Below are 2,667 nucleotides of genomic sequence, written 5' to 3' on the forward strand. Positions count from 1 at the left end.
CTTCTTGAGGGGATCCCAAGTAGCACGGGGCCCGAGAAATCCTGTGTGAATCTGCCAGGACCACCTGGTAAGCCTAAATACTCCCTGATGACCGATAGTGCACGAGTACCGTGAGGGAAAGGTGAAAAGTGCCCCGGTGAGGGGTCGTGAAATAGTACCTGAAACCGTGTGCCTACAAGCCGTAGGAGCGTACAGGAGCTTGTCTTCTGTGTGATGTGACTGCGTGCCTTTTGAAGAATGAGCCTGCGAGTTATGGTGTGTGGCGAGGTTAACCCGTGTGGGGGAGCCGTAGCGAAAGCGAGTCTGAATAGGGCGTTTGAGTCGCATGCTGTAGACCCGAAGCGGAGTGATCTACGCATGGGCAGGTTGAAGCTCAGGTAAGACTGGGTGGAGGACCGAACCCACCAGGGTTGAAAACCTGGGGGATGACCTGTGTGTAGGGGTGAAAGGCCAATCAAACTCCGTGATAGCTGGTTCTCCCCGAAATGCATTTAGGTGCAGCGTCGCGTGTTTCTTGCCGGAGGTAGAGCTACTGGATGGCCGATGGGCCCGACAAGGTTACTGACGTCAGCCAAACTCCGAATGCCGGTAAGTGAGAGCGTGGCAGTGAGACTGCGGGCGATAAGGTTCGTAGTCGAGAGGGAAACAGCCCAGATCACCGACTAAGGCCCCTAAGCGTGTGCTAAGTGGGAAAGGATGTGGAGTCGCAGAGACAACCAGGAGGTTGGCTTAGAAGCAGCCACCCTTGAAAGAGTGCGTAATAGCTCACTGGTCAAGTGATTCTGCGCCGACAATGTAGCGGGGCTCAAGCACACCGCCGAAGTCGTGGCATTCAGTCTTTCGGGGCTGGATGGGTAGGGGAGCGTCGTGCAGCCGGCGAAGCAGCAGAGTGATCTAGTTGTGGAGGCTGTGCGAGTGAGAATGCAGGCATGAGTAGCGAATCGAGGGTGAGAAACCCTCGCGCCGGATGACCAAGGGTTCCTGGGGCAGGCTAATCCGCCCAGGGTAAGTCGGGACCTAAGGCGAGGCCGACAGGCGTAGTCGATGGACAACGGGTTGATATTCCCGTACCCGCTTCAACGCGCCCATATCGAACCTCGTGATGCTAAGAGTCCTTAGCTCGCCTAAAGCCTTCGGGCTTGGGGTCAGAGTGAACGCTCGATCCGATCGGGTAGTAGGTAAGCGATGGGGTGACGCAGGAAGGTAGTCCAGCCCAGGCGATGGTAGTCCTGGGGTAAGCATGTAGGGAGTGAGGTAGGCAAATCCGCCTCACACGTATCCTGAGATGTGATGCCGAGCCGATTGTGGTGAAGTGGATGATCCTATGCTGCCGAGAAAAGCCTCTAGCGAGTGTTGTGGCGGCCCGTACCCTAAACCGACTCAGGTGGTCAGGTAGAGAATACTAAGGCGATCGGGTGAACTGTGGTTAAGGAACTCGGCAAATTGCCCCCGTAACTTCGGGAGAAGGGGGACCTCTGCTGGTGATGAGTCTTGCACTCGGAGCTGGTGGGGGTCGCAGTGGCCAGGGGGAAGCGACTGTTTACTAAAAACACAGGTCCGTGCGAAGTCGTAAGACGATGTATACGGACTGACGCCTGCCCGGTGCCGGAACGTTAAGGGGACCGCTTAGTTGTGGTAACACAGCGAAGGTGAGAACTTAAGCGCCGGTAAACGGCGGTGGTAACTATAACCATCCTAAGGTAGCGAAATTCCTTGTCGGGTAAGTTCCGACCTGCACGAATGGCGTAACGACTTCCCCGCTGTCTCAACCGCAGACCCGGCGAAATTGCACTACGAGTAAAGATGCTCGTTACGCGCAGCAGGACGGAAAGACCCCGGGACCTTCACTACAGCTTGACATTGGCGTTTGGAGCGTCTTGTGTAGGATAGGTGGGAGACTGGGAAGCTCGGACGCTAGTTCGGGTGGAGTCATTGGTGAAATACCACTCTGGTCGTTTTGAACGTCTAACTCTGGTCCGTGATCCGGATCGGGGACAGTGTCTGGTGGGTAGTTTAACTGGGGCGGTTGCCTCCTAAAGGGTAACGGAGGCGCCCAAAGGTTCCCTCAGCCTGGTTGGCAATCAGGTGTTGAGTGTAAGTGCACAAGGGAGCTTGACTGTGAGACTGACGGGTCGAGCAGGAGCGAAAGCTGGGACTAGTGATCCGGCATCGGCGTGTGGAAGCGGTGTCGCTCAACGGCTAAAAGGTACCCCGGGGATAACAGGCTGATCTTCCCCAAGAGTCCATATCGACGGGATGGTTTGGCACCTCGATGTCGGCTCGTCGCATCCTGGGGCTGGAGTAGGTCCCAAGGGTTGGGCTGTTCGCCCATTAAAGCGGTACGCGAGCTGGGTTTAGAACGTCGCGAGACAGTTCGGTCCCTATCCGCTGCGCGCGCAGGAGACTTGAAAGGGGCTGTCCCTAGTACGAGAGGACCGGGACGGACGAACCTCTGGTGTGCCAGTTGTACCGCCAGGTGCACGGCTGGTTGGCTACGTTCGGAAGGGATAACCGCTGAAAGCATCTAAGCGGGAAGCTCGCCTTGAGATGAGGTCTCCCACCACGAGAGTGGGTAAGGCTCCCGGTAGACGACCGGGTTGATAGGCCGGAGGTGGAAGCACAGTAATGTGTGGAGCTGACCGGTACTAATAGGCCGAGGACTTGACC

1 rRNA gene is annotated in these 2,667 nt (G+C 56.8%); it reads left to right on the forward strand.

Annotated features, from left to right (window positions below):
* Positions 1-2,667: ribosomal RNA gene (locus tag ACFYUV_RS51365) — 23S ribosomal RNA — on the forward strand; the annotation flags it as partial.

Source organism: Nonomuraea sp. NPDC003560 (genome assembly GCF_042878785.1).
In the GTDB taxonomy this organism is placed as follows: domain Bacteria; phylum Actinomycetota; class Actinomycetes; order Streptosporangiales; family Streptosporangiaceae; genus Nonomuraea.